The 6,751-nt window shown below is 58.1% G+C and carries 7 protein-coding genes and 1 pseudogene; 5 read left to right on the top strand and 3 right to left on the bottom strand.

Annotation, left to right across the window (positions count from 1 at the left end):
• Window positions 1-8: 8 nt before the first annotated feature.
• Window positions 9-134, bottom strand: coding sequence for a hypothetical protein (locus MTR66_RS21310; protein WP_268740640.1), 126 nt, complete (start codon window positions 132-134; stop codon window positions 9-11).
• A gap of 242 nt (window positions 135-376) precedes the next feature.
• Between MTR66_RS21310 and MTR66_RS20810 the strand changes: the two genes are divergently transcribed.
• Window positions 377-1,003: a 2OG-Fe(II) oxygenase gene (locus MTR66_RS20810; RefSeq protein ID WP_243924601.1), complete on the top strand. Its 627-nt coding sequence runs from the start codon at window positions 377-379 to the stop codon at window positions 1,001-1,003.
• 45 nt (window positions 1,004-1,048) lie between these two features.
• On the opposite strand, the gene MTR66_RS20805 is transcribed toward MTR66_RS20810, so the two are convergent.
• Complete coding sequence (locus MTR66_RS20805; RefSeq protein ID WP_243924599.1) at window positions 1,049-2,929, bottom strand: asparagine synthetase B family protein; 1,881 nt, start codon at window positions 2,927-2,929, stop codon at window positions 1,049-1,051.
• 131 nt (window positions 2,930-3,060) lie between these two features.
• On the bottom strand, window positions 3,061-3,204 hold the full coding sequence (locus MTR66_RS20800; protein WP_243924597.1) for a hypothetical protein: 144 nt from the start codon (window positions 3,202-3,204) through the stop codon (window positions 3,061-3,063).
• A gap of 246 nt (window positions 3,205-3,450) precedes the next feature.
• On the opposite strand from MTR66_RS20800, the gene MTR66_RS20795 reads away from it, so the two are divergent.
• The 4 genes and pseudogenes from MTR66_RS20795 to MTR66_RS20780 form a co-directional block, all read left to right on the top strand.
• The gene (locus MTR66_RS20795; protein ID WP_243924595.1) at window positions 3,451-4,455 is read left to right on the top strand and encodes a hypothetical protein; all 1,005 of its coding nucleotides are present in this window, start codon (window positions 3,451-3,453) and stop codon (window positions 4,453-4,455) included.
• Window positions 4,452-5,360 (top strand): sulfotransferase domain-containing protein, encoded by a 909-nt coding sequence (locus MTR66_RS20790; protein ID WP_243924593.1) that lies wholly within the window; start codon window positions 4,452-4,454, stop codon window positions 5,358-5,360. Before MTR66_RS20795 ends, MTR66_RS20790 begins: the two co-directional genes overlap by 4 nt.
• 22 nt (window positions 5,361-5,382) lie before the next feature.
• Entirely contained in the window at window positions 5,383-5,652 is a 270-nt protein-coding gene (locus MTR66_RS20785; protein ID WP_243924591.1) for a PqqD family protein, read from the top strand.
• A gap of 153 nt (window positions 5,653-5,805) precedes the next feature.
• Window positions 5,806-6,751, top strand: a pseudogene (locus MTR66_RS20780) (IS3 family transposase); the annotation flags it as partial.

The following is a 6,751-nucleotide window of genomic DNA, read 5'->3' as shown; positions in this document are numbered from 1 at the left end:
TGGATTCGCTAACGGAATCCATTGGCCATTTGCGCAACAAAGCCCGTAACATGCACATCGTCAGGCGGCACGAATTCCCCCAGCCGCCGGGCCAGCCGCCGGAACGGGATCGTGCACGAGGCGATTCTAGCCACTTAGAGCCTGTTTGAAAAATGCCTATTCGGGCATTTTGATGCGACCCCAGCCCCGACGGCCTGCACGACTGCTTTGATACCGACACGTGCCCGAGGCGACATCGTCGGCAGATGTCCGTTGGGCGTGAACATCGAATGGATTTGCATAGGATCTGGCATTGTGTCTCGCCTGGTGATGTCCGATAGCTCGCAGAGCAACACCACCGGATTCCGATGTCCCCCCTCCCAAAGCAAGCTTTACCATGAGCCCTCTATCTCCACCCGAAGCTTTCACCAGACCGGGCGCTCACTGGAGGATCGAACATTTCCTTGGCAACGACCTTGTCGAGACGCTGCTCTCCTACGTTGAGGCGAACCAATCCGCCTTCGTGCCGACAACTGTCACCAACACCAAAGGCATGTGTGTAAACCCGAACAAACGAGTTTCACTCGGGCTTAGAGATTTCGGCGTCTTGCGTGACGCATTGGAAGAACGCTTCCGCGCTGTCATGAATGAGGCCGTCGAAACACTCAGACTGAAACCCTTTGGGCTGAAACGCCTTGAAATGGAATTGGTGGCACACGGCGACGGCGCATTTTTCCATACTCACATAGACACGCAGACGGGTGCAGCTGACGATAAGTCATTCCGCGCTCTCAGTGCCGTCCTCTATTTTCATACGCTGCCCAAAGGTTACCAGGGCGGCGAATTGCGCATTCATTCCCTTGTCCCTGCCACAGAAGGCGGGCGATTCATCGATATCATACCCGGACGGGATACCCTTTTGCTGTTTCCGGCCTGGCTGCCGCACGAGGTGTTGCCGGTCTCATGCGATTCCGGTGATTTCATGGATAGCCGTTTTGCCATCAATTGCTGGTTCCGGAGATGAATCCGGCGTCTCGTTGGTTACTGTGATACCGGCGATTGACAGGTCCTAGCCATTGCCGCCTTCGAACCGCCGGATAAAACGGCCTGCTGCCAGCCCGCGCATGAGAATAATGGCTTCCATCGGATCTGCCGGGATGCCAGGCGCCGGAGCTTTCCAGTTTTCCAGCATTGCTTCCATCCTATCGAGATCAAGACAAGTCCGGGCAAAGTCGCTGTGTCGCAGACGTCTGGCCTCAACCTGAAGTTCGGGGCGTTCCGCCGCATAGCTGGTCGTCCAATCGGCGGATTGCTTCCCTCTCCTACGCTCATCCACCAGGGTATCGGGCAGGATGCCGCGCATCGCCCGACGCAAAAGTGAACGCGGGACGCCAGCCTTGATGAACTGCTCCTGCGGGATCGCAAAGCACAGTTCCGCCAGACGGCGGTCTGCTGTGGGGTCGCGGATTTCAATGTTGTAAAGGCGACGTGTCGCCGCCACCCAATCGCCGAAGTTGTGCTGCATTCGCGTTAACACCGAAAGTCGAAATGCAAGCCCGTCACGATGAGGCACATTACGCATATTGCCCCCCGTTGCATTGGCCGCCTCTGCAATCCCTGCCTCTTCGGCAAAATCGGAGTTGATAAGCGAATAGTCCCTCAGCCCCATTTCCCGCTTGCCGGCAATGGCAAGCAAACGCCGATGAATGTGGCGAGGGAGCATGAGACGGGCAGTCTCGTTGGCAACTGCCGGCCACCTGGCAGCCCCCGAACGTACAGACCGACGTGCAGTGAGAAACGCCTGCCCCCATCGACCCGAACGAAGCTGATCCGCGAACAATTCGACGCCGTCATAGCTGACGGTCATATTGCCAATCTGGCCGAAGAGCAGGATCTTGATGCCACGATCGCGGGCATCCCGCTCGATAGCATCGCCCCAACGCAAGTTGACCGATCCTATCATCGGCCATTCGTGAGCCATTTCACGTGCTTGAAGCGCTTCAAGATACGTCACCGCATCGTTGTCGATGCGGTGGTGCCGAATGTTGGGATAGCGCTCGGCGACCAGCGCGGCGTGCCCCCATTCATCGCCGAATTGCTGCTGCGGCAAAGTGAAGTCATGGCGTGGCGTTGCCGTGTAGGCCGTAAGTTCACGGCCCTGCGCGGCTAGCTGGCGGGCAGCAAGCGCCGTAACCGAGCTGCTGTCGAGACCACCGGAAAGGTGCGTTCCGATTGGCTCGCTGGTCCCGATCCGGCAGGCTACCGCAGCTTCAAACGCCTCGCGCAGTGCCTCTTCGTAATCGCGATCCGAACGGAAACGAAGCGTCGCAAGCTGTTCCGGCCGCCACCAGCGCTCACTGCGAATGCGCCCCTTCTCCCAGATCACGCTGTGACCGCCAGGGATCCGGCAGATGCCCTGATACATGGTACGCATCGGATCACACGGCTGAACGGCAAGAATATCCGCCATCATCTTCTGGTCGAGCACGCGGGGGATCGCGGGATCGCTCAACAGTGCTCTCATTTCGGTTGCGAACAACAACCGATCGCCATCCTGCCAATAATACAAGGGGCGCAGTGCAAAGGGATCGACGGCCAGGATCATGCGTTTCTCGCGCCCGTCCCACAGCGCGCAGCTATAATCGCCGATCAAATGTTCGCAAAAATCGATGCCCCATTTCGCATGGGCCGCCAGCATGATCTGCGCGGGATTTGTGACGGCGCGCGCACTTTCGCCCAACGCACTGCGCAAACTATCGACGTAGTCGAGGCGACCGTTGAATACGGCGATACGATGATCGTCGGCGGCGATGACGCTATCGTCACAACAGCCGATTTTGACATCGTCCTGAGTACGCTTGGGAAAGTTACGCCCTGGGCCAAGGCGCAGTATCTGCAGCGCCGCTTCGAGCCGGACGAACCCCGACCCGGTTCCACCGCAAAACCCCATCTGAGAAAAAATCCAATATCATCACCGGGCGCGGAGGGAATTCAGGAGCCCTCCGCGCTCAACAAAGCCGCCCCCTCTGTGACGGCGGCTTTTGCAGCGAAAATGCCCTGCTTCAGAGCAATGCCGCTATTTCACGAAACAGTCGTGACCCCATCGTTGCCGGGGTTGGCTGTAAATTCGGCGGCATTGGCGGACAGCGTTTGAACTTCAGGCGTGATCCATTCCTGCAGGTCCTTGCCCTCCTGAAACTCTGCTTCTTGAGTCTCAACCTTCACACAGTCTGCCAATTTCAGTCTCCTTAGCGAAACGCAACGTTATCGGGTGCTGGAACATCTAACTCATCCGACCTCGACCATCAACGCCGGATCGCCTGCCCTTGCGCCAATACCCACGCTTTCGATGCCAGCCGATATCGCACGGCGGCCCTTCCCCGCCTTGGACAGGGGGCAGATTCCGTTATAGAACCGCTGGTCCCGCTTCCTTGCATGAAGCCCGCCCCAGTTACACGGTAAGCGCATCACATGACCGGCATTCAGATTCTCCCCGACACCGGCAAAGGCCTTTCGCATGAATCCGAACCATCCCGATTTTCCCACTTTTATCGAGCCTGTGCGCTGAATATCGCAAGCACCATATCGCTGCCTTCGCTGCTCGATATCGATACCCGCGATGCACTGGTCGATGTGACGATTGTTAACGGGCAGGTGCCCGATACGCTTGATATTCCGCAGGTCACTGTCGGACCGAACTGGGAACTGGCTGAATCCCATTTTCTACTCAAGATCCCCAACATCGGAAAATTTCTTATTCGCGACGCTTCCCGGATCACATTTCAGCCTGCCCCTGGCCTGCCTCCCGAAGAGCTTTCCGCATTCCTTACCGGCAGCGTCATGGGGTTGCTGCTGCACTTGCGCGGCGCGCTGGTGCTGCATGGCAGCGCCGTCAAAGTCGGCGACGGGGCGGTCATTCTGTGCGGCCCGTCAGGGGCCGGCAAGTCCACGCTTGCCGCCGCGCTCGGCAAGCGTGGCTACGCGATGTTGTGCGATGATCTTAGCCCGCTGTTCGAAGATCCGGAGCACGGAATGCGCGTTCATCCGGACGGACGCCGCCACAAGCTATGGGACAACGCCGTGGAAGCCCTGGACCTGAATGCCCGCCGCGGCGAAGGCGTGCGCACCCAGATGCACAAATTCCATGTTGCCCCGGTAGCGACGATCAGCCACCCGCTACCGGTCAAAGCATTGTATGAGCTTCATAAAAGCGACAATGGCGAAATCGTTTCAATCACGCGGGCATCCTTGCTGGATGCCGCCGCGATTGTTCGCCGGAACGCGTACAGACCACGCATCATGCGGGAGTTGGGCCAACAGGCAGCATATTTCAGCGGGGCGGCCCGGATCACCCAAACCAGCGGTATCTTTGTTCTGCGCCGCGCCATGAATTTCGACCATCTCGACCAAGTTCTGGACTGCCTGGAAGAACAATGGGCCACTCCTGCTTTTCCGAAAGCAGGCAATGCAAAATGACCCCGCGGTCCTGGCTCGCTTCTTACCCCAAATCGGGCAACACCTGGTTCAGATTGATTGTAGCCAACCTGGATGCCGAGGATGACAACTCTTTAGCGACCGGCTCGTCGGGAACCCCGGACCTGATGGCATCCGCCCGAGCCCCCTTCGACGACATGCTTCTCCTTGAGAGCGGACTGCTCACCCATGATGAATGTGCCGCCCTGCGACCGCTATTTCACAGGGCGGAGCTCATGCAGGATGGCAATGGTGTTTTCAGACAGGAGGCGGAGAGGCCTCACAGCACGAAGATGGGTTATCGGCTAACCAAGACCCATGATGCCTGGAGCTACCTTCCCGATGGCCAGCCTGTACTGGGAGGCGCTCAGGCGGCAGGCAACGCTATTCTTATGGTAAGGGATCCCCGTGACATTGCCCCCTCTCTGGCAAATCATATGGGCTTCAGTATTGATCAGGCGATCGACTTCATGAACGATCCTGACGCAAGTCTGAGTGGGCGCCGGCATGAACAGACGCTCCAACTCCGCCAACTCCTGATGTGCTGGTCGGAATTCAACGCCAGCTGGCTTGATCAAACCAGCATCCCCGTTCACTGCATCCGCTACGAGGATATGCAGGAAGCGCCAATGGCCGCCATGTCCGCCGCTCTGGCGGCTTGTGGCCGGGCCGTCGATACGGAGCGCCTCCGCCGGGCTATAGAGAGAACCAGCTTTGACACGCTGCATAAACTGGAGGAGGAAAGCGGCTTTGCAGAGGCCTATCGGGGACGGCGTTTTTTCCGTCGCGGCGTCAGTGGCGCATGGCGCGATGAATTGACCCGTGGACAAGTCAAGCGCATCGAACGCAATCACGCCGCGATGATGGACAGGCTAGGCTATGAAGCGGCCTTCTATTCCGAATTCTAGATCAAGAAAGGCATCCTTGCGTATGAACGCGGTACGTAAGATCGGCAATTGGCTTGAGGCTGACGTCGACAATGAAACCATGATGATGAACACCGAAAGCGGTATGTTCGTATCATTAAACAGAACCGCCCGCTTTCTGTGGAAATGCCTCGACGAGGTACAAAGCACAGAAGCCCTTTTGCAAAAGACAATCGAAAATTTCAATGTAACTCCCGAACAGGCTGAAATCGATATCGCTGCCTGCCTCAAAATATTGCAGGAAGAAGAAGCCATTATCATCTCGGTTGCTTGAAACATGCCAAGGCTTGGAAAATGTTTTTGAGGCCACACAATCCACGTGCGATATAAAGCGGCCTGCGCTGCGCAGCGCCATTGCTTCCACCGCGCCTATACGCAACAAATTGCCCCTTTTCCGTAGAATGCCTCCAGTGGGAATGAGAGAAATCTGGCAAAATCGAAGTTTACGGGCGAACAGATCGCATTTGCCCTGCGGCAGGCCGAGGTGGGAACGCCGGTTGCCGAGGTTTGCCGGAAGATGGGCGTATCGGAGGCGGCCTACTACCGCTGGAAGCAGCTTTATGGCGGGCTTGGTCCATCGGAGCTGCGCAAGATGCGCCAGCTTGAAGAGGAGAACCAGAAGCTCAAACGCCTCGTGGCCGATCTGTCGCTGGACAAGGCGATGCTTCAGGAAGTTCTGGCAAAAAAGTGTAGCGCCTGGCCGACTGCGGGAGATCGTCCACTGAGTTCAGGACCGGTTTCGGGTGAGCGAGCGCCGTGGCTGCGCCATCCTTCGGTTCGATCGCAAGACGCACCGCTACAAGTCGATCCGTGACGACCAGGCGCTCTTGCGCAAGCGGATCAAGGAGATCGCCGAGACACGTGTGCGGTATGGCTATCGCCGCATCCACGTACTGCTTCGGCGCGAGGGCTGGCCCGTGAACGTGAAGCGGGTCCGGCGGCTTTATCGTATGGAAGGCCTAAACTTACGAGCGAAACGTCCGCGTCGTCACGTCATGGCGGCGCGGCGGGTGGAGCGACCACTGGCGTCCAGGCCCAATGAGATCTGGGCGATGGACTTCGTCTCCGATGCCCTGTTCAACGGCAAGCGGTTCCGTGCCCTGACCGTTGTCGATGCTTATACCCGCGAGTGTCTGGCCATTCGGGTGGATCAGGGCATCAAGGGCGAGCAGGTAGTGGATGTCATGGATCGCCTGCTCTTCGAATGGGGCTGTCCGCCTGCCAAGATCAGGGTGGACAATGGCCCCGAATTCATCTCGCGCACCCTCGACCACTGGGTCTACATCAACCGGGTCACACTGGACTTCAGCAGGCCCGGGAAGCCGACCGATAATGCCTTCGTCGAGTCCTTCAACGGCCGCTTGCGCGACGAG

The organism is Novosphingobium beihaiense (assembly GCF_022832375.1).
Lineage (GTDB): Bacteria > Pseudomonadota > Alphaproteobacteria > Sphingomonadales > Sphingomonadaceae > Novosphingobium > Novosphingobium beihaiensis.
The sequence above is the reverse complement of the archived record's forward strand: the minus strand, read 5'-3'. Positions and strand labels throughout refer to the sequence as shown.